Annotated in this window: 17 protein-coding genes and 1 pseudogene; 8 read left to right on the forward strand and 10 right to left on the reverse strand. The window is 42.7% G+C overall.

Annotated elements, in window-relative coordinates:
- Window positions 1–53 precede the first annotated feature (53 nt).
- Window positions 54–261, reverse strand: a pseudogene (locus tag AACT52_RS30695) (transposase); the annotation flags it as partial.
- 115 nt (window positions 262–376) lie between these two features.
- On the opposite strand from AACT52_RS30695, the gene AACT52_RS30700 reads away from it, so the two are divergent.
- From AACT52_RS30700 to AACT52_RS30720, 5 genes are all read left to right on the forward strand, one after another.
- Complete coding sequence (locus AACT52_RS30700) at window positions 377–3,925, forward strand: AAA-like domain-containing protein (protein ID WP_073627912.1); 3,549 nt, start codon at window positions 377–379, stop codon at window positions 3,923–3,925.
- 158 nt (window positions 3,926–4,083) lie between these two features.
- Complete coding sequence (locus AACT52_RS30705; protein WP_158054511.1) at window positions 4,084–4,224, forward strand: hypothetical protein; 141 nt, start codon at window positions 4,084–4,086, stop codon at window positions 4,222–4,224.
- Between the two features lie 150 nt (window positions 4,225–4,374).
- The gene (locus AACT52_RS30710; protein ID WP_073627914.1) at window positions 4,375–5,229 is read left to right on the forward strand and encodes an HIT family protein; all 855 of its coding nucleotides are present in this window, start codon (window positions 4,375–4,377) and stop codon (window positions 5,227–5,229) included.
- A 33-nt stretch (window positions 5,230–5,262) separates the two neighbouring features.
- Window positions 5,263–5,394 (forward strand): hypothetical protein, encoded by a 132-nt coding sequence (locus tag AACT52_RS30715; RefSeq protein WP_272937064.1) that lies wholly within the window; start codon window positions 5,263–5,265, stop codon window positions 5,392–5,394.
- A 238-nt stretch (window positions 5,395–5,632) separates the two neighbouring features.
- On the forward strand, window positions 5,633–5,926 hold the full coding sequence (locus AACT52_RS30720; protein ID WP_073627916.1) for a hypothetical protein: 294 nt from the start codon (window positions 5,633–5,635) through the stop codon (window positions 5,924–5,926).
- A gap of 219 nt (window positions 5,927–6,145) precedes the next feature.
- On the opposite strand, the gene tftA is transcribed toward AACT52_RS30720, so the two are convergent.
- The gene (gene tftA / locus AACT52_RS30725) at window positions 6,146–7,498 is read right to left on the reverse strand and encodes a hormogonium tapered terminus morphoprotein TftA (RefSeq protein ID WP_073627920.1); all 1,353 of its coding nucleotides are present in this window, start codon (window positions 7,496–7,498) and stop codon (window positions 6,146–6,148) included.
- A 184-nt stretch (window positions 7,499–7,682) separates the two neighbouring features.
- Here tftA and dnaG point away from each other — a divergent pair, with 184 nt between their 5' ends.
- The gene (gene dnaG, locus AACT52_RS30730; RefSeq protein ID WP_073628053.1) at window positions 7,683–9,596 is read left to right on the forward strand and encodes a DNA primase; all 1,914 of its coding nucleotides are present in this window, start codon (window positions 7,683–7,685) and stop codon (window positions 9,594–9,596) included.
- Window positions 9,597–9,794: 198 nt separating this feature from the next.
- Here the strand turns inward: dnaG and AACT52_RS30735 are convergent, their stop codons facing one another.
- From AACT52_RS30735 to AACT52_RS30770, 8 genes are all read right to left on the reverse strand, one after another.
- Entirely contained in the window at window positions 9,795–11,537 is a 1,743-nt protein-coding gene (locus AACT52_RS30735; protein ID WP_083630023.1) for a sulfatase-like hydrolase/transferase, read from the reverse strand.
- Between the two features lie 165 nt (window positions 11,538–11,702).
- Complete coding sequence (locus AACT52_RS30740; RefSeq protein ID WP_073627924.1) at window positions 11,703–11,951, reverse strand: peptidoglycan-binding domain-containing protein; 249 nt, start codon at window positions 11,949–11,951, stop codon at window positions 11,703–11,705.
- 128 nt (window positions 11,952–12,079) lie between these two features.
- Window positions 12,080–12,328 (reverse strand): peptidoglycan-binding domain-containing protein, encoded by a 249-nt coding sequence (locus AACT52_RS30745; RefSeq protein ID WP_073627926.1) that lies wholly within the window; start codon window positions 12,326–12,328, stop codon window positions 12,080–12,082.
- Between the two features lie 629 nt (window positions 12,329–12,957).
- Window positions 12,958–13,278: a hypothetical protein gene (locus AACT52_RS30750; protein ID WP_143172719.1), complete on the reverse strand. Its 321-nt coding sequence runs from the start codon at window positions 13,276–13,278 to the stop codon at window positions 12,958–12,960.
- A 224-nt stretch (window positions 13,279–13,502) separates the two neighbouring features.
- Window positions 13,503–13,901 (reverse strand): hypothetical protein, encoded by a 399-nt coding sequence (locus AACT52_RS30755; RefSeq protein WP_073627930.1) that lies wholly within the window; start codon window positions 13,899–13,901, stop codon window positions 13,503–13,505.
- 136 nt (window positions 13,902–14,037) lie between these two features.
- A complete protein-coding gene (locus AACT52_RS30760) occupies window positions 14,038–15,330 on the reverse strand; it encodes a hypothetical protein (protein WP_073627932.1) in 1,293 nt (430 codons plus the stop codon).
- 34 nt (window positions 15,331–15,364) lie between these two features.
- Window positions 15,365–16,018 carry a response regulator gene (locus tag AACT52_RS30765; RefSeq protein ID WP_073627933.1) on the reverse strand — a complete coding sequence of 218 codons (654 nt, stop codon included), beginning with the start codon at window positions 16,016–16,018 and terminating at the stop codon, window positions 15,365–15,367.
- 1,077 nt (window positions 16,019–17,095) lie between these two features.
- Window positions 17,096–18,592 carry a multicopper oxidase family protein gene (locus AACT52_RS30770; protein WP_073627934.1) on the reverse strand — a complete coding sequence of 499 codons (1,497 nt, stop codon included), beginning with the start codon at window positions 18,590–18,592 and terminating at the stop codon, window positions 17,096–17,098.
- Between the two features lie 902 nt (window positions 18,593–19,494).
- Between AACT52_RS30770 and AACT52_RS30775 the strand changes: the two genes are divergently transcribed.
- Together AACT52_RS30775 and AACT52_RS30780 are read left to right on the forward strand one after the other, a co-directional pair.
- Window positions 19,495–20,301 carry an ABC transporter ATP-binding protein gene (locus AACT52_RS30775; protein WP_233153804.1) on the forward strand — a complete coding sequence of 269 codons (807 nt, stop codon included), beginning with the start codon at window positions 19,495–19,497 and terminating at the stop codon, window positions 20,299–20,301.
- Window positions 20,302–20,507: 206 nt separating this feature from the next.
- On the forward strand, window positions 20,508–21,281 hold the full coding sequence (locus AACT52_RS30780) for an ABC transporter permease (RefSeq protein WP_073627935.1): 774 nt from the start codon (window positions 20,508–20,510) through the stop codon (window positions 21,279–21,281).
- The last annotated feature ends 69 nt before the right edge of the window (window positions 21,282–21,350 follow it).

Consider the following 21,350-nt stretch of genomic DNA (forward strand, 5'->3'; position numbering starts at 1 on the left):
CAAAAGCAGCTACTTGTATTTTTTATAAACCAAGACTTGTGGAAGAACAGCTAAAACAGAGTTGCCCAGGGTATGACAGTATGAAAAAATCGATACACAGTACGATAACTACCACCAACCCCAGCCCACCGGGAGATTCCCAACATCGTTACTGTTGCGTTCATAGCTAGCATTGCTACGATTATCCGGTTCAATTGCCGCTGTTGTTGTAGCGTTTATTTGCACTAGCAAGCACTGTAAAAGTGATAGGATGTCGAAGATGGGGGAATTGTAGCAATGAAGTTGTCGTTGTGGAAGACAATAACTTTACTACAGAACGCCCTCTCTCTTTATCCTCTTTTTTTGGGGAAGATATTGGTTTAATAATCAACTTTTTATGCCCCAATATAGGTATCAAGTCAGCGGTAGTTTAGCGATTGATGCACCAAGTTACGTAGAGCGGCTTGCCGACTCGCAACTGTATCAAGCCCTTCAGCGAGGAGAGTTCTGCTATGTCCTCAACTCCCGGCAAATGGGCAAATCCTCACTGCTAGTACGAACCAAGCATCGCCTCCAGCAAGAGGGCTTTCACTGCGCTGCTGTGGATTTGAGTGCGGTGGGGAGCGAACAAATTACTCCACTGCAATGGTACAAGGGATTTGTAGGTGATTTATGGCGACAGTTGGGACTACTGGAAACCTTGAACCTGAAAACTTGGTGGCAACAACGCAACGATCTCGGTTTACTGCAACGGCTGCGGTTGTTTATTGAGGAATTGCTACTGGTGCAGTTTCCCCAACAACAGTTGTTTATCTTTGTCGATGAAATCGACAGTCTGCTGGGGCTTAACTTTTCGATTGATGACTTTTTTGCCTTTATTCGCTTCTGCTATAACCAACGGGCAATCAACCGAGAATATCAACGCATTACCTTTGCGATTTTTGGAGTAGCAACTCCCTCGGATCTGATTCGAGACAGAACCAAGACACCGTTCAATATTGGGCAAGCAATAGAACTCAAAGGATTTGAGTGGGAGGAAGTGACTCCTTTAATTCAAGGGTTGGAAAAGACGGTGGATGCACCTGCATCGGTTGTCAGGGCGATTTTAGACTGGACGGGTGGACAACCGTTTCTCACTCAGAAGTTGTGTCATTTAGTCGTGCAATTGAGTCAAGGGACAATCAGGCACGATGGTAATGGTTGCATTCCACCAGGTACGGAATCGTTCTTTCTTGAGAACTTGGTCAAAACTCGCATAATTTCGCGTTGGGAATCGCAGGATGAACCGGAACACCTGAGAACTATACGCGATCGCATTGAACGTAACGGTCAGCGGGCTGGTAGAATTCTAGGCATTTATCAACAAGTTTTGCAAGGAATTGAAATAAAAAGTGATGATAGCCGAGAACAGATTGAATTGTTACTCAGTGGGTTAGTCGTTAGACACTCGGGAATCCTCAAGGTAAAAAATCGCATCTATCAACAAGTATTTAATCTTCAATGGGTTGAAAAAAGATTAGCAGCATTGCGTCCTTACTCGCAGGCGTTTGATGCTTGGATTGCTTCCAAACAACAAGATAGTTCGCGTCTTCTCAGAGGGCAAGCGCTGAAAGACGCTTCATACTGGGCGCAAAGTAAAAGTTTGAGCGATTTGGACTATCAATTTTTAGCCGCTTCTGGCGAATTGGATAGACTGGAAATGCAGCAAGCTTTAGAAGCAGAACGGCTTAAAGAAGTGGAAGCGCGACTGGCAGAGGAACAAAAAATATTAGCACTAGAGAAAAAAAGTTCTAGGCGGCAAGGGTTTTTGCTTTTTGTAGTAAGTATGGCATTAATTCTAGCCTGTGCATTGGGGCTAGAGGTTTATGTTCAGTATCGGCAAACTGCTGTCAGCGAGATTAAAGCGATCGCTAAATCTTCCGAAGCGCTATTCGCCTCAAATCAAAAGTTAGATGCACTAGTACAAGCCATCACAGCAAAGCGACGATTGCAGAAGTTGGGTGTTGCAGACGCAGAGATCCAGCACTCAGTTAAGGAGGCTCTCCATCAGGCTGTTTATGGAGCGGTTGAGTATAACCAGTTATCCGGGCATAACAATGTGGTTAATGATGTAAGTTTCAGCCCTGATGGCGAACTCATTGCCTCAGCTTCTGCCGACAAAACCATCGATCTTTGGAAAAAAGACGGTACAAAGCTGCTCACGCTTCAAGGACACAACAAGACGGTTTGGGGAGTCGTATTTAGCCCCAGAGGAGATCTAATTGCTTCTAGTTCTGGAGATAACACCGTTAAACTTTGGCGCAAAACGAGTACAAAATCAGCAAACCCAAAGCCGAGCTATACCTTGTGGCACACCTTAAACGGACATACCAATGATGTTTTACAAGTAGCGATCGCTCCTAACAATCAGACCATTGCTTCTGCTTCTAAAGATAAAACAATTAAACTCTGGAGTGCAGGCGGCGAACTGCACAGAACTCTCACCGGACATACGGATGAAGTTTTCAGCGTTGCCTTTAGCCCTGACAGTCAGATTATTGCATCTGCTTCTAAAGATAAAACGATCAAACTCTGGAGTACAGACGGTAAACTGATAAGAACCCTAACCGGACATACAGATAGAGTCAGGAAGGTGGCCTTTAGCCCTCAAGGAAATCTTATTGCCTCGGCAAGTTGGGATAAAACCGTCAAACTTTGGCACCTTGACGGCACGTTAGTTCAAACCCTAACTGGACACAGTGATACAGTAGAAAAAATCGCTTTTAACCCTCAAGGTCGTTTAATCGCCTCGGCAAGTCTTGACAGAACAGTCAAACTTTGGAAGCTTGACGGGACTCTCGTAAAAACCCTGCCAGCCGCCAAGGATGTCGTCTCTGGAGTGGCTTGGAGTCCTGACGGGCAAATTCTCGCCTCAACCAGTTGGGATGGCCCGATCATCCTCTGGAAGCTTGATGACAGTTTGCTCCAGACTCTTAACGGACATCAAGCATCAATTTACACCATAAAATTTAGCCCTGACGGAAAGACAATTGCCACCGCCAGTCGCGACAGTACAGTGAAACTTTGGCGGCTTGATGGTAACTTAATTCGCACTTTCCCCAAACAAGCCGATAAAGTTTTCGGAGTAGATTTCAGCCCTAATGGAGACACCATTGCTACAGGTGGTTATGACAGCACTGTTCGGTTGTGGCGACTAGATGGAACCTTACTCCACACTTTCACCGGACATCAGGGCAGAGTCTTCGCGGTTGATTTCCATCCAGATGGGCAGTCGATTGCCTCGGCGGGTGAGGACAGAACCGTCAAAGTCTGGAAGATTGACGGCACTGAATTGGCAACTCTCAAAGGGCATACCGATCACATTAACGGAGTTGCCTTTAGCCCTGACGGAAAGACAATTGCCTCAGCTAGCGTGGACGGCACAGTCAATCTTTGGCAGTGGGATAATGCCATCGCATCTGGAAAGCCCAGCTACAAGCTTCTACACACGTTAAAAAGCCATCGCCGTCAGGTGGCTGGAGTGGCATTTAGTCCGGATGGAAAGACCCTCGCTTCAGCAGGTATGGATAACATGGTGAGACTTTGGCGGCGCGACGGTACAGAAATCAGAGCTTTTAAGGGACACAAAAATGGGGTGTTTGGAGTTGCCTTTAGCCCGGATGGCAAGACGATTGCCTCAGCCAGTTTCGATGGCACAGTCAAACTTTGGAGCTACGACGGTCAAGAGATTGAAACCTTAAAGGGACATAGCGATGGGGTGTTTGGAGTTGCCTTTAGCCCTGATGGGAAGTTTATCGCCTCAGCCAGCCAGGATAAAACCGCCATTTTGTGGAATTTAGAGCGAATTTTCCAGCTCGATTTCCTCCAGTATGGTTGCAATTGGGTGCGGGATTATCTGCGGACGAATGCCAACGTGAAGGAGGAGGACAGACAGTTGTGCGGCTAAATTAGCGAATTTGGAGTTAGAGAGTTTTGAGTTCATAAACTTGTCAAAAGTCCCCTTGTCTCAAGAGTTCTTCTTTCCTTTCCCCTGTTACCCAGCCCCTGCCTCCTCTGGAATAGACACAACCCCTCAGATTTATTTCACTTCGTATTTCTGCGAATTTGGAAGCAGATCGCGCTACAAATCTGACGGAACATGAACGTCTAGCAAGAGAAGCAAGAGGGGCGATCGCCCAGCTTTCTACCGACGGACAATTTCTCGATCATGTCCGCGAGATTATCAGGTTTTTTAAGACAGCATAGTTCACAATCCAAAATTGCTGCAATTCCTGAGACAGAATTATAGCGGGTTTGGTGTTGCGTGGAATACAGTAGAGACCGTACAGTACAGTCTCTACATACCATTGTGTATGTGATTTCACTGAGAAGCGCTATACTACCGCGAGGTTTTAGATGAAAAAGCAAAAAAATCAATTTAGCCACCTCACGGCAATAGAAAGAATTTACCTATCAGTACCTGCACAGTTTTTGCTAAATAAGAATATGCTTCAAGGTAAAGTCCTAGACTTTGGTTGTGGCTTTGGCAATGATGTTAAATTATTGCGACAAAAAGGTTTTGATATTACAGGTTATGATCCTTATTATTTTCCGCAATACCCTAATGATAAATTTGACACAATAATTTGCTTTTATGTTTTAAATGTTTTATTTGTTGAAGAACAAGCTAATGTTCTCATGGGAGTCTCGAACCTATTGAAGCCGGGAGGTAAAGCGTATTATGCAGTCAGAAGAGATATAAAAAAAGAAGGGTTCAGAGAACATTATATCCATAAAAAACCGACGTATCAGTGTATTGTTAAACTTCCTTTTAAATCAATCCACTTAGATGAGTATTGCGAAATTTACGAGTATACACATTATAACTTACAAAGAAACACATCTAATAATTGCATATTTTGCAACCCTCATAAAAACCTAACTATCCTAACCGAGTCAGCAACTGCCTATGCTATGTTTGATGGTTATCCCGTAAGTAAAGGTCATGTTTTGGTGATTCCAAAACGTCACGTTAGTAATTATTTTGAGCTACCGTTTAAAGAACAATCTGCTTGTTGGTTTATGGTTAACAGAGTCCAAGAAATTCTTAGTAAAGAATTTGAACCCGATGGTTTTAATGTGGGAATGAACATCAATCGAGATGCAGGTCAAAATATGATGCATGCTAGTATTCATATTATCCCTCGTTACAGAGGTGATACTGTTGGTGCGAAAGGTGGAATAAGATATGTGATTCCTAAAAGAAAATAGTTTGTAGTTTGTCGGTTCGGCAGAACCGCAAGAATGTTATCAATACAAGGTGCGATTGCCCAAGGGGCACAGGCATTGCCAATCGCACGGAGCCGAAAGTGGGCGATGGCGCAGAGCGCAGCGCCGCAGGCGATCGCTGTAATCTTGTTCTACTACTACCATTAAGAGGTCATTTATAAAGTAAAAATAAAATTACTGTAGGGTGTGTTAGGCGCGCCCTTTCGATATAATTTGTAACGAAAAATATCTTCAAAGCGCCTAACGCACCATGTTATATAGCAGTGCTTTAGGCAAAGTGCCGTAACGCACCCTACTTAAGATTTACTAAAACAAAATAGTTTGTAGTTTGTCGGTTGGGCAAATAACTAAACTTCTTGCAAGCGCTAATATTATTAATATAAACATGATGAAATATATTGCTTTAGTACTGCTATTAATACTTTTCTGCTTAGTAACTTTACCTGCTGAGGCATCTGTATGTCGGAGTTATCAAGGTCACAAAATTTGCATGATCAGTATCAAACGCAGCGCTAAAAATTATTGGGAATATAGGGCTGCCGTGAGTGTAGATGGAATCAAAAGACCCATTGAAGTCTATAACTGTCTTGAGCAAATTAAAGTTGAAAAAGATGGAACTGTTGTGCCATTTGAGGACAATGATCCAGGTAAGTTGATATGCAGTTATTTCCAGAAGTAAATAGTAAACCTCTTACTAAAGTCAATTGGATAAAAATAAAACCACAGATTAACACAGATGCACACGTGAAAATCGCGCATCTTCAGATTCCCGACTTCTTAAAGAAGTCGGGAATCTTGTTGTTCAGTGGAGAAAACAAAATTCATTCTTTGCTGAATCCCCGCGCATTTATTTATAGAGACATTCTGACTCCTGAGTTCTGATTCCTTCTTTTGCCTTCTATATTAATCCTGCCGACTCATAGAGCCTTTTAAGCATTGCCATTATTTTGTTACCATAATCTAAATCTGCTGACCAACGTCCTGAAAGCTGGTTGATTGATGTTGCAATACCGCGCGTCACAAAGCGAAATCTCGGATCTACGACTTCCTGCACCAATGGTTCCAAACTGGCGTAAGCTTTCAAGTGTTGAATCTGCGCTCGAACACCAATTCTCGCACTTTCAAAAGACGCCGCTTCTGCACCACCACCAATAGTCCCCAAACCTGCAAAGTTATTTTGCTCTGGTTTGAGATCGCCACCAAAGCGTAAAAATGCAGTTTCTAAGCACATTTGGCAAAAGGCAATGTCATAGTTCACGCCCTCTATCGTTGCTTCTTCGCGATAGAGTTTCGGCAAGTCAGGAAACTGCACGATCGCACCTTCATTATTGTTTCTCAAAAATAGCTGCAACTGTACTTCTGATGTATAACCGTTAGACATAATCTTGTCAATTTGACCAGCGGGAATTTGCAAAATCGAGCGTAAACTCAAAGTGCGACTTGCACTATCCCAAGAGATAGAAACATGAAAGTCTTGCAGTTCAATAGCTTTGACGTAAACAACTCGGCGATAACTCACGCGGCGGACATTCGGCGCTTTCGACAAATCAACCCGCAAACGATCCACCAAGTCAATAGGGATATAAGCATTACCATTAATCAGTATCCCTTGCTCTGAGTACTTTTGCCCGTTAATGTTGATGTTGATTGGCGGATAAGTTGGTTCTGCTTCCCCTCCTGAACCCGGATCAACAGTACGACTCCAAGACGCAAGTCCATCAGCAATTCCCAGCGCAAAGTCACGACGGCGAGTTTGCAGCAAAGCGCGATCGTCTGGGCTGGTGAGAAAGGCAACTTGCATCAACAAAGAACCAATTGCTGTCTGACGACAGAACGCTAAGCGCCCCAAACCCGATGCTGAATCTGGTTTAACTCCCCGGTTTGGTAACTGAGGGACACGGCGCAGCAACGCCACTAGGAGCAGTTCAGCATTGCTTCTGCGCTCATCGTTACTGGCAATGTAGAAAATGCTTGCCCCACGTACAGAAGGACTGCTGGCTGCATCAGCATGAATTTCTAGGGCAACATCTTTTTGACGAGCGCGAGAATTGATCCAAGCAATCGTTTGTTGAGCACTCAAATCATCTGGAACCGCCAAAACTTCAAAATTACGCGCTCTAAGTTCCGTCACTATCAAATCCCGCAGCAGAATCATTTCCTTCGCTTCGTTTGTCCCACCAGCAATTGAGCCTGGATCAGTTCGTCCTGCTTCTTTGCCTCCGTGAGCTGCTGAAATAAAAATACGTCCCATTTTCAGTATTTCCTCTTATAGAATTATGCGATTAACGATTCTGGAGTGCCGTTGTTGCTTTGGCATAAACAATATAATATCCATCAGGAGTCCTTTGCTTTGTTATTTGTCCCTTGTTTAAAGTGAATGACCAATCGCTAATGTACAGACGCGCTAGAGCGTGTCTCTACAACTTATGACCAATATGTACATCCCTCGCTTGCATCCAGACACAATTGAAGAAGTTAAACAACGGGCTGACATTGTCGATGTCATCTCGGAACACGTTGTTTTACGCAAGCGCGGAAAAGACTTTGTGGGTTTGTGTCCCTTCCACTCAGAAAAAAGTCCTAGCTTCACTGTCAGCCAAACTAAGCAAATGTACTACTGCTTTGGCTGTCAAGCTGGGGGCAATGCTATTAAGTTCATAATGGACTTGGAGAAGCGCTCTTTTGCAGAAGTTGTGCTGGATTTAGCACGGCGTTACCAAGTGTCAGTCAGAACCCTAGAACCCGAACAAAGGCAAGAGTTGCAGCGTCAATTGTCTTTGCGCGAACAACTGTATGAAGTTCTCGCTGCGGCAGCACAGTTTTATCAACACGCTCTCAGGTATAGTGGTGAGAAGGCTTTGCAGTATCTCGAACAAGTGCGTCAACTGCGGGAAGATACAATACAGCAGTTCGGTTTAGGTTATGCCCCCGCAGGTTGGGAAACGCTTTACCGCTATCTGGTTGAGGATAAACGCTACCCTGTGCAACTGGTGGAGAAAGCGGGTTTGATTAAACCACGCAAGGAAGGGGGCGGGTATTATGATGTGTTCCGCGATCGCCTGATCATTCCCATCCACGATGTTCTTGGGCGTGTTATTGCCTTTGGTGGCAGAAGTTTAGGCGATGAACAACCGAAGTATTTGAATTCACCCGAGACAGAAGTTTTTTTCAAGGGTAAGACTTTATTTGCCCTTGATAAGGCAAAAGCAGGGATTTCCCAAATGGATCAAGCTGTGGTGGTGGAAGGATATTTTGATGCGATCGCCCTCCACGCAGCTGGTATCAATAATGTTGTCGCCTCCCTTGGTACAGCTCTAAGCATGGAACAAGTTCGGCAAATATTACGCTACACCGAATCCAAACAGTTAGTACTTAACTTTGATGCTGATAAAGCTGGGACAAATGCCGCAGAACGGGCAATTGGGGAAATTGCCGAACTTGCATACAAGGGTGAAGTCCAGCTCAAGATTCTCAACTTACCCGATGGTAAAGATGCCGACGAATACTTGCAAGGACGCAATCCAGAGGATTATCGAGAATTATTAGCAAATGCTCCACTTTGGCTAGATTGGCAGATTCAGCAAATCATCAAAGACCGTGACTTAAAACAGGCTGCTGACTTCCAACAAGTGTCTGGGCAGATGGTGAAGTTACTGAAAAATATTGCTAACAGCGATACACGAAACTATTACATTTCCTACTGCGCCGAGATACTCAGCTTAGGAGACACCAGACTTATACAGCTACGGGTAGAAAATCTTGTCACTCAAATTGCTCCTGCTAGCACACCCCGTAAGTCAACACCAGTCATCAAGCAGCAACCTGTAGCAGCACAGGAAAGTGTTGCATCTCAAGCAAGCAGTCTTTTAAAAATGGCAGAGGCTTTGTTATTGCAGATTTACTTGCACTATCCGCAATATCGTCAGGCTATAGTTGATGTTTTAGAAGAGCGAGATTTGCAATTTAGCCTTTCTCATCATAGATTTTTATGGCGACAAATTTTAGAAATTTCCTCTGGAATGGAGGATGATTTGATATCAACTGTGCAAGATAGATGCCTAGAGTTTCCTGAGGAGATGAAATCAGTGACTCATCTATTTCATTTAAATGAAAAAACCCAGAAAGATATTATCTCACATCATGACAAATTAATCCAAGCAGCGACTGCTTGTATGGAAAGGGTAATTAGGGAAAAGCGCTGTCGTCACTTCTGGGAACTATTGGATCAAACCGATCCAGAAGCTGAACCCCAAAAATGGCAATCTTATTATGACCTTTTCTATGCTGAAAAACAGCGGCTTCAGGAATTAGAGCGACAGCGGCAATTTTCTCTTGCAGATTTGCTGTAAAGGGGACTGGGAATTGGGGAACTCGGGGCCCCCACGACCGGAGGGAGTGGGGATTAGGGGCAATAGGGATTGGGGTAATGGTTATCAAACTAAAAATTATGTCCGGGGCAATAGGGCGGGGAGTATGTCAAGCAGCGGTTATTCTACCGCACTATCTATTTCAGCTCCCCCAAAATTTTCCGCTCTCGAGGCGTGAAGCTACAAATTAACAATTGCAGCACTTAAAGCCTGGAGATGTTCATCTGTTTTATCCACCCTGCTTTTTACTTTGGTTGTCTGCTCGGCAAAGGACAAATAGTCTTTTAATGCTTGCTGTTGTATGGCTTGCAGTTCTGGTGTAGGTAGAGGTTTACGCAACTCATTGGGAATAGCGTCATTAAACAGATTGCTCGCAAGTTGTTTGTACAATTTGGGCTGACTGTTGCTGACGCTATCTAATTCCTGCTGTCCTCGAGCTGTACTGTAGTTGTAAACTTCTGCTTCCATACCTTTGGTTTCAATATCTATGGTGCCAGGACGCCAGAAGTTATAAGCTCCTAGTTTCGCTTTGTCTGTGCGATATCCAATAACATGATTTGGGGTATCGCCTAAAACTAGCAGGTCGCCTACCAATTCTAAAATCAGTTCATCTGTAGTGTGAAGAACGTAGGGGCGACCTGACGCATTTGGTCGGCGCAGGATTTGGGCGATATCCAAGCGTGTATTTAAATGCGAGAATGCTGGTTGGCTGCGCCATCTATTATCTCCACTAGCTATAGTTAGCAACAGGGGAACAATATCTACGCTAGAACACAGTTGTGTCCGTTCTGTTCCTGGGGTGGAGACCCACTGTTTAGTTGGGTCTTTAATGTAAAGAGGAACATTAATTGCTTCTTCATAGACAGCACCACTTTTACCGCGCAACCCGTGAGAACCGCCATACTCGCCGTGGTCTGAGGTAAACACGATGATGGTATTTTGGGCATAGGGGGAGTTTTCTAAAATATTAAGTGCTTTCCCAATTTGAGTGTCCACAAATTGTTGGAATAGTAGGTAAGAATCCAACAGTTTCAGCCAGGGTTGTCCGAATTCTGGTGGTACGAAGCCAGCCCCGATGTTTGATGCTCGGCGAAATGCTTCTTGCAACCGGGGCTTTTTCGTTAACTCAAAGGGGGTCTCAAAGTTGGGAATCTTATCTTTGAAGACACTTGGCGGATTACTTTCTGCTGGTATCTGCTCCGTCCCACGAGGATACCAAGAAATGTCATGGGGGTTTATTAAGCTGAGGGTTGTACACCAAGGAGTATTTTTTGCCTCGTTGGAATTGAGCCACTCGGCGAACTGTTCGGTGGCTTGAATCCCTTGAGGAGGTGTGCCGCCGTTGACAATGTAAGGGTCTACTGCTAGACCTTCTCCGGGATTACCATTGGGGGAAGGATAAGTTCCTCCACTAAATCCGTAGGGTTCCAGGGAATCTGTGGTGGATAAATGCCATTTACCGAACCACCATGTACTGTAACCAAAGTGAGTTCGCAACAGTTTTCCCCAGGTAGGAAAGCCAGGGTTAAGGCTTGGCGCTGGCGCTTTAATGAGTACACTACCCCTACCGCCATCACCATCGTTCAAATGTGTATCCATCACAAACGTTTGGTGGGAGTATAAACCAGTTACCAATGTGCCGCGAGCCGCAGTGCAGGCTGTTGCTGCTGTATAGTACCGTGTGAAGCTGACAGAACTCTTTCGTAATTGAGCGATCGCGGGTAGAAAATTGTCGAGAGTAGCTTGTGCTGGGAACCATTGTGGAGTGCGTAGTTGGTCTACGACAATCACAAGGATATTGGGCTTTTTATATCCAGATGTTTGTGCAATTGCCCAACTGTTGGATTTAATCGGAAGTTGAGACCCGAGTAGTGCAGCTCCTGTCAAACCAGTTGCTGATAGAAATGTCCGTCTTTTCATCATCTTGATTTAATTTTATGAAACATAAAAAATCCGAAGAGCCCTGTGTAAAACTCGATAAATGTTAATTTACTGACCGGAATGCACCAACGATTTGGAGGGCTGGGTGGCATAAGCCACCTGACTATTGAATAAGCTTTTTAGACTGTGATTTTTGCGCTTCTTCAACTAACTGGCTCTTCTTGCCCTTGCTGCTTGTTCATGTAAAACTTGCCAAGTTTCTGGTCCAACAATTCCATCTACAACCAAGTTGTTCTTGCTTTGAAAACGTTTGACCGCAGCTTCTGTTTTTGTGCCAAAGTTACCATCAACTGTCAATGGTCCATATTTTAGAAGATTCAGATCTTCTTGCAAATGCTTGACATCATCTCCTTGAGCGCCAAGTTTCAATGTACGGTCTTGATTATCTACTGGCATAACTTTCTCCTTCTTTGTTTGTTGTTAATTTACTGACCGGAATGCACTAACGATTTGGAGGGCTGGGTGGCATCAGCCACCTGACTATTGAATAAGCTTTTTAGATTTTGATTTTTGCGCTTCTTCAACTAACTGGCTCTTCTTGCCCTTGCTGCTTGTTCATGTAAAACTTGCCAAGTTTCTGGTCCAACAATTCCATCTACAACTAAGTCGTTCTTGCTTTGAAAACGTTTGACCGCAGCTTCTGTTTTTGTGCCAAAGTCACCATCAACTGTCAATGGTCCATATTTTAGAAGATTCAGATCTTCTTGCAAATGCTTGACATCATCGCCTTGAGCGCCAAGTTTCAATGTACGGTCTTGATTATCTACTGGCATAACTTTCTCCTTTTGAAATCAATTTGTTTGTGTTTGATGATTCCAGTATGGTCGAATATCTAAGGGGAATCATTGATAATTGCAGACAAAGGCAATTGTGATTTTTGTCCATAGTCCATTACACTTTTCGGCAATGGGTTAAAAATCGCTCCAAATTCTTCCCTCCCCCTCCCAATACTGCTTGGAAACGCTAGATTCCCTCAAGACAGGGATAAGAAGACCGAGGTTGCTGTCAAAGCATTTGGGTTCGATTTTTTTCTCCCTCTGCATAAGAGCTTCCCTGCTTCCCGTGGCATATCGAGCAGTATTGCTCCCCGTCCCTCCCCCTACCGCGATATTTTGATCGCTATCAAGAAAAAGGCTTGTAGCTCAATTTGCCGTTATGTGGAGGGGATTGATGCAGTGGTGTAGTGCGGTGACACCAAATTGCGTTCAAATATGTCATTCTGACCGAACGCGAGTGCGGGCGCGCAGGCATAGGGAAGAATCTCGCGAGATGCTGAGTGCCGCGACCACTCATTGGTAAAATAAAAAACCCAGCCTCTACTTGAGAGGCTGGGCACCATATCATGTCATTTTTAACCAAGTCCCATTGGACAGGCTCTCCCGTTGGGCTTGAAGCAACTAATTTATCTATGTTTTGTGGAATTGGAAAGATTTAAGTTTTCAACATCCACTAAAATATTTTGATAAACACCACGTAAATACTCTAGTAATTCTTGTTGATTTACTTGATGAATTTCAACTTCTCTAATAAGAAACCCCAACGTTTGCACTGGACCATTATGAATTGAAGCAAATGTCTTTTCCATTAAATCTTGTTGAAGCTGAAGTTGTTGTGATAGAAGATATTTTTGGTGCCACAAATGTAAGTATAGATATAGAATGTACAGAATTATTCCCACTGTCACTAATACAATTAGCCCTTGCACCATCAATACTCTATCCATAACGCTTATCCCTTATTCCTATACTGTTAACAGAAACAGGTGCATTCCGGTGAGCCTCCGACTAGCGGCGCTCGCCACTAGCAACAAATGAAAGAAGCACATTTTTCTGGAATTATAAAACCCTTGCTGTCTCAGAATTCTAAAACGTGCATCTTAGGAGTAGACCGCACCTACTTAAATATGATGTTTTCCCTCAAGGAAATAGTCTAAACATCTCTATCAGTTCATCCCTTAGCCATCAGTTTATTTAAGATTGTACTTCCCTGGGGATTAACAACTGTAAGACGAATATGTTTTGTGTCTGCTAGGTGATAAGTAATAATATATTTGTAATTTTGATTTTTGAAAGTATAAGTGTAACTTTGACTATTACCAGACATTTCTGGGTTTTTTAAAGTTAGGTCACTTCCTTTTTTGACATTTTGACCTTCATAAGTATAAATACCAAACTGGTCTAAATTAAGCTTTATAACCCATTCTTGATTGTTATCTGTAAAAGCACCTGTCGGACGAACAAAATCTGTAGGCATAGCTACAGCAGTTTGAGGATTTAAAGCAATATCTATAATTGCAGGTGCGGAAAAACCAAGAATAGCAGCTAAAGCGAGAACTTTAATATTCATAATTCAATCTCCTTGTAAAATCATTTGTTCGGGGAACGATGATTTCAGTATCGGAGAATATGAAAGGGAAATCATTGATAGTTGCAGACAGTGCTTATGGTGATTTTTGACCATTGGGTATTACACTTTTCGGCAATCATCCCACGAACCAAGAAAGTTCACACAATACACCTCCTTTGGGTAAAGACTCCCGACGAAATTCCCCGGACAACCTTTTTGCTAATAAGTAGCTGTGCTTTGTTCCCTCTTGCTGTCCGGGTTTTAACCCAGAGCCATTATCCTGTACCTTAAGGATGTACTTGTTCTGTTGTTGTTCTCCTGTTGCTATAATCCGAGTTACACCTTGGGCATGTTTACCCACATTACACAGGGCTTCCTCTAACCACAAACACAAATCGCGTTTTATTTCCAGGGTGATGTCCGGTTGATTAATGGGGGCAAAATTCCGTACTTTGACTTTAATCGTTTGAAAATAAGGTAGATTACGCTTGAGAGTCAGCGAGTAGACCTCATGTAATAAATTATGCAGGGGAAGATTGAGGTTGATACTGCTTCCTTCGCCTAAGCGGAGGGTGTCTTCAGAGGTTACTAATTCTAAGGCTGTTGTCGCCTCCAATAGTTTGTTATCAGTATCATTTTCATCTATTAGGCTGCGTCCTACTGCCCGAATCTCTGTGTTGAGATCATGTAAGCGCTGTAAAAGTTCTGGAGAAGCTATCTCCTGTTGTTGCACATCTCTCTGGAGGAGTGCCAACGTTTGCAATGGACCATTATGAATTTGACTAAAGGCTTGTTCCATCGCCTTTTGGCGAATACTTTGCCGTTCGATGATTTGAGCATAATATTGGAGACGCTCGGCATACAAACGTTCTACTATCGACTGGAGACGAGTATGTAATAGAATTATGATACTTTGTACTCCCATGACTGGACCCAGAGAGATGAGTAAATCTAATCCTCGTGGGCTGCGTAATTCTACAGGGTTGAGGATTAAGTAGGTCAAAATGGGAGATGCGATCGCTATCCAGGTGAGTATAATTGCCCTCAGCAATTGTTTGGGACGCAGAGTTATCATCATACACGTTGTCAACAAGAATAATGCTGAGGTACTGGGGGGCAAACTTGCCACAAGGGTAGTTTTTGATGTAAACGCTTTTATAGTTACGAACCAAGAGGGAAACACTACAAAAATTACAGCCTCAAATAAACCTAGATATATGACTTGTTGTAAGGTCTGCGGTTTTGTATAAAGACGAATTAATAATATTAAGGATGTAATTGCAAACAGGGGAGGTACTATCAGGTAAATTCGCTCTGGTTGCGGGTTAAGTCGATGAATAATCGTAGAAATAGTTGCACCGATAGTCATCAAACTCAAAATACCCAGAACGAATCGACGCTTTAGTGTACTATGAGAATCTAAAATCATAGACAACACACCCTTAACTCCATCAATTATTTAATCAGTCAATTAACCCTTTTTCGCGCGCACGAATTTGGGTCAATGCCCGAATATTTTTTCCTTCTTCTGGATAAATTTCTAATGCATCTTGAATTTTTGACCAGTAATGGCGAATCATGCGTTCGGACTTATACATGGCGCTTGCGATCGCTTTATCTTGCAATCCTTCTTCAAACGCAAGTCGCAGTACCTCCAACCACTCTGGTTTGACTTCCAAATCCCCTTGAATATCTTTAGTGTGAGTCAGTCCCTGGATTGACCAATCCATCCGGGTTAAAAAGGTTTCTACACTCAAACTTTTATCTACAATTGTAAATCCTCCTTGATGGGCATCAATTTCTGGCATCAAGCGAATTAAGGCTTTGATGTTACTACTTTGCACCATCAGGTTAAGATGGGGATAATTTTTCATTAATTGTGACAGCAACCCCAATCCATTTTCTATTTGCGCTGTTGTTTCTGCTGTTTGTGGTATGGATAAATCCGCAATTACCAAATCAGGAGAATGCTCCGCAACCGAAGCAAGGGCTGACCGTGCAGTTTGGGCTGATAATACAAGTGCATCGGGATAGCGTTCGCTTACCAAGCTAATTGTTCCATTCAGCAGTAAGCGATGGTCATCAACAATTAAAATCTTTGGTTGTTGAATATTCATCGAACTATAAGATGTGACATAGTTTTTTTTGTACCACCTGGGAAAAACCGCGTTTTTATTTTAACCAAGCTAAACTTTTACTTCTTTTTATAGGTGAATTTATAATTGACTTATGTAGTTGCCGAAACTTAGGCAGTACTGAGCAAAGGGATTGTACCATGCTATGGGGTATGGAAAAATTTTCCCATACTTAGTAGTCTGTCACACCAACTTTCAAGGCTTGTAGTAAGGGCTTGAGCCCTTTCCAAAGGACTCTTCGTTGTTATTACGAACTCCTCATAGTTTCTGTGTCAGAGTACTACTTAGATGCACATACTAGTTCTTCAATAGAAATATCATGCATTCCAGAATATTTATGAAAGAAAGGGGCATTTTCGTGGAACGTACGCTTTGTGCGGGTTCTTTTCGACGGCTTACGAGCGCAAGCTTGTCGAAAATAACCCGCAGCCATGAAAGTAATTAAAATAAATACCCTTAAAAATATTTTGTAAATACCAACTAATAAGCGAATGTTGGTAATAACAGGCAAAACAACATTGATTTTTTAGGGGTTCTGGGTATGGCTATTGAAACTATTCAATAATTGAAAGTTGGTAAAATTCAAAATTTCTAACTCAAATCTCCCAACTCTAGCCAGCTTGATAGCAGCTAACGGTTCTTACACATCAGACATATCAAGCGGTATGGCAATTATGTTGTGAAGGAGCAAAATATTCGCCAACCATTTGTCCATGCAATTCATCTCCCTCGCCAAATCTCTAAAGCTTAGAATTGGCAAGGGTTTTCAGCTTCTATTTCCGTTTTAGCGTGGATCTTGGCTCAATGCCTTTCTCATCTTCTACCATGCAACCTCCTCCAGTGTAAAAGTTCTACGAGTGCTGCATGGAGCGCGAGATTTGGAGCCAATTTTGGATGAAGATGTAGACGAATGATTGTTGGATTCTCTTTTATAGCGCTTTTCAAATGATTAGACCCTTTCCTTTTATGGGACGGGCAAGATGCCCGTCCGATTGCTCCTCACACATACAAGCCAGCCTATAGGGGATAAGCCCTTGGATTTTCGGTCATCGTATCTCTCTAAAGCGCTGGTGCTGGGAGTGGCTGCGCCGGGGCTGACAACGGATCTATCCCTCCTTGTCCCACTTCAAACTGACGCATCATGTCGTGGTCTTCATGAACCATGTTGTGGCAATGGTACATATACTTGCCAATTTGAGGTCTAAACCTCCCAATGATTCGTACAGTCTCGTTTTCACCAACGTAGAAGACATCCTTCAAGCCACGCTCATAGGCAAAAGGCGGCTGACCATTCCGGTCAAGGATTTGAGCATCGATAAGGTGAAGGTGAACAGGATGAAACCACAAACCTGAGTTGTTGTGCAGTCTCCAAATCTCCACTTCTTCCAGTTGTGGATTGGCATCTATTGCGTTTCGGTCCCATCCGTTGCCATTGATCACCCATAACGGATTACCACCTTGCTCAAAGGTGAAGTCGCGGGTTCGCACAGCTGAGGATTCTGGGATGAATTGAATATTGCGTAGTGTGCTGGGAATAGAGCTGTTATCGCTTTCTGAGCGCACCACATCAAAGCGCATGATTTTATTTGTGTTGCCGGTATTATCGTTATTAGGGGGTCCAAGATTTTGCAGGACGACCTGAGTCCCTATAGAATACCTAGAAAAATCGATAATCAAGTCATAGCGTTCTGCCATTCCAATACGCATATCTCTAGTATTCACTGGTGCAGACATCAACCCAGCATCAGTACCAATCACAATCAAGTCATCACCAGTACTCAGAGCGAGTTTGTAAGAGCGGGAAACTGATGTGTTTAACACCCGGAAGCGGTACTTGCGGTTAGCTACCTCCATACGAGGCCAAGGCACACCGTTGACTGTTATCACATCGCCCATCAGACCGTGCTGAGCTTGGTCATCAAAAATGAGTGAACCATTAGACGCGAAGATCTTATCCTGAATGATCAGAGGGATATCATAATCATCCTTGGGCAGTGGCAGATTAAGCTCATTGTCATCTTGGACAATATACATCCCAGCCAGCCCCCTGTACACATTTACAGAAGTCTGACCGAGGGCGTGGTCGTGATACCACAAAGTAGCAGCAGTAGGGTTGGGATAGGTGTAATCCTTGTAGTACCCCTGAGGAATCAAATCCTCAGCGTAGCCATCGTACTGGGGTAACGATGCCATTCCATGTAGGTGAGCCGATGTTGGTACACCTACATTATTGATAAACCGCACAACCGATTGCCGATTTTGACGTTGTTTGATTGTCGGACCGGGAAATGTACCGTTATAGCCCCAAATCTCCGTTGTTCGTCCTGGTAATATCTCTACATTAGCCCTCTGGAGCGTCATCTGGTAATAATCAGTTGTTGAATCGCTGCGTACAGGGTTCAACACTGGCGGTGTGTGGAACGCAAGTGTAAACGGCTCGACTCTCTCATCAGTTCTCTGAGCATATCCACGATTTTGAAGTGCTACGGGAAGCAAAACAGAACCCCCCGCAAGCGCTGCAATCTTCAGCGCTTCACGTCTGGTGATTTTCTTCATTGTGCAGTTCCCTGGTTAATAGTTTGTATATATGTGACTGGCTTAAAAGCAGTCAGAATTTTTGTGTAGTGTCATTCTTTCATAAAAAATATAACAACACGCTAAAGTTTATTTAAGTAATAATACTAAAAATGAATAGGTTATAAAAAAATGACAAATGACTAATTTTAATTAAAATTACATTTTTATGATTTTTGTCTCTTTTGTGGCTGCGTCTCTTGTGTATTAGATATGTAGCGACAAAAGTCAAATATGGCTGGAAAAGCTTTTGTGTAAAGCTTTCTAAAAATCGTAGTGTTAGTATAAATAAGAAAAAAAATTAATTATTCTAAGTTAATTTTAATATTATCAAACATCAATTGTTAATTTCAGCAAATGAATTGTCTTATTCTAATATTTGCTGATTTTACGTTTTGTTGCCAAGCTGCTTTTTATGAAAGAGTGTGTAAAAATACTCACTTTATCTCATAGTCGTTTTCAGAAACGGTAAACTCTGGAGTGCGGATGCACCCACTGTGTGAGAGGATGTTTGAGAAGTCATATTTGTTACGTGAAGTATTTTAGCTCCCCCTAAATCCCCCTTAAAAAGGGGGACTTTGAAAGGCTTTTTGCCCCCCAACTTATCGGGGGGTTGGGGAGATCTGGTTCAAATTTTGCTGTTATTAGCAACTTTCCAAACATCCTCTAAGAAGGAATTAATTTTGGTGAAAAATGTCAAATTATTTTGTATGTAGCTTTGTTTATATATAACAAATTATACATATTAATAAGTACGGATAATACCTGAACTCAGGCTTTAGGGTTAGATTTTCAAGTCATTTAATCTATTAAATTTATTGGGGAAATAGTAAAAATACTGAATATAATTTTATTATCAGTAACCTCAATGCTGTATTTTCCTCATGAAAGCACTCGAAGCCTACAGCCTCAAAAAAACATACCGCCAAAGCAAACAAATTGTGGAAGCAGTCAAAAACGTTTCCTTAACCATTCTGCCTGGTGAGGTTTTGGCGTTTCTTGGTCCTAATGGAGCAGGCAAGACGACGAGTATTAAAATGATGGCAGGACTGATTCAGCCGGATGCAGGCTGGGTGAGAATTGCAGGAAGTGATCCCCATCGTAACCCAGGGACACTACAAAAGATGGGTGCAGTGCTGGAAGGAAATCGTAATGTCTACTGGCGACTCACACCAGAAGAAAATTTAGAATATTTTGGGGTGTTAAAAGGGCTTTCCCAGCGAGAAGCGCGTAAATCAGGAATCGCACTTTTAGAAAGGTTTGGTTTACTCCACAAACGTCGTACACCAGTACAGCAACTTTCGCGGGGAATGCAGCAGAAATTAGCAATAGCAGTTGCCTTAGTTCATCAACCCTTGCTTTTATTATTAGATGAACCGACTTTAGGATTAGATGTAGAGGCGACTGAAGATGTGAAAGTGCTGGTGCGGGAAATTGCCGCTTCTGGTTGTGCTATCTTGTTGACAACTCACCAACTGGCGATCGCCGAAGAGCTTTCTGATAAAATAGCCATTATCCAAAAAGGTGAAATTTTAGCAGAATCACCAACAAAAGAACTGATCAGACAGTTTTCTGGTACAGCTTACAAAATTGAAATGGAAGCAACACTAGATAAAGTAAGAATTGCAGAATTAATAGAAATTGGTGCTGATGTTGAAGATGGAAAAAATATCTATGTGAGTCAATCATAATTACTTTATCAAGTGTTTAATATCGTCAAACCTTTTCCTTTGAACTGTGTCGAAAAAGAACAATCTGATCTGACAGAAATCTTTTTGCAAATAGTTAGAGAAGGAACTGACCGTAAAAAGATATTAACGCGCTCAAACTAGAAATGTGCGAAGATACAAACAAAACTTACATCAGTGGGCTTCAATGAAGTTTTTAATAAATAGCAATGTTTGAATTATTTATAGCTGAATTACGTCGGAGTTGGCTTCAATTTCGTCGTTATCCAGCGGAGGCGATTGGGTTAATTGTCATCACCACTATCTTTTTTTATGGACTTTTTTTAAGCGCCCGTTACCTTGCTGGTCCTAGTTTACAGTTAGGCGATCGCCTTGACTCAATCATTATCGGCTATGTGCTTTGGACTTTGGTGTTATTCATCATTACGGACATTGCCGGTAACTTGCAATACGAGGCACAGACTGGCACTTTAGAACAACTTTTCCTTTCTCGATTTGGTGCCATCAAAGTCTTCTTGATGCGGACTTTGGCTAGCCTAACCTTGCAGATGGTTATTATGCTCACCATTCTATTTATCATTATGGGGCTGACTGGGAGCCGTCTGAACTTTCCCCCAACATTGCTTTTTCCGTTCGTTACGGTATTAATGGGAGCCTATGGTATTGCTTTTACAATGGGTTCTTTAGCTTTATTACTAAAGCGTATCCAACAATTGCTCGGAATTTTTAACTTTGCGCTCTTATTTTTATTAGCCACTCCCACTGAAACTTGGACACCACCACTAAACATTTTGGCACAATTACTGCCCATGACTTCTGGTGCAGCAATATTACGTGATTTGATGGCACGGGGTGAGAGTTTAAACTTCACAAAATTGGGTATAGCATTCGTGAATGGGGTTGTCTATTTTGCTGTAGGATTAGTGCTTTTTTATCTTGCTGAACGTGAGGCAAAGCGGCGAGGGATGCTAAGTGGATATTAATAACAGAGAAGATAGAAGATAAACTGACTTTACAATTCTTGTGGGGTGGGCATCTTGCCCGCCCGGAAT

The sequence above is a fragment of the Scytonema sp. HK-05 genome (assembly GCF_963872035.1).
Taxonomy (GTDB): domain Bacteria; phylum Cyanobacteriota; class Cyanobacteriia; order Cyanobacteriales; family Nostocaceae; genus Kalymmatonema.